Genomic DNA, 251 nt, shown 5'->3' with positions numbered 1-251 from the left:
GGCAGTTGAGGTAGACGCAAAACTAGCTGCCAAACTCACAAAAAAGACCGCCTCGGCGTCGGTCGAAGTGGTCCATGATGATTTCCTTAACTTCCCGTTACCCGCCACTCCCTGCGTCATTGTGGGAAACATTCCCTTTCACCTCACCACTGCCATTCTTCGAAAGTTGTTGCATGCGCCGGCATGGACTGACGCTGTACTCCTCATGCAGTGGGAAGTCGCTCGCCGCCGGGCCGGGGTAGGCGCAAGCA

1 protein-coding gene is annotated in these 251 nt (G+C 56.6%); it reads left to right on the top strand.

All coding sequences use genetic code 11. The features are described from left to right. Window positions 1–251: rRNA adenine N-6-methyltransferase family protein (locus QP415_RS12370; protein WP_285100269.1), on the top strand; the 251-nt coding region annotated here is incomplete at both ends.

Source organism: Pauljensenia sp. UMB3104 (assembly GCF_030217285.1).
GTDB lineage: Bacteria > Actinomycetota > Actinomycetes > Actinomycetales > Actinomycetaceae > Pauljensenia.
Note: the sequence above shows the minus strand (reverse complement) of the source record. Positions and strands in the feature narration are given on the sequence as shown.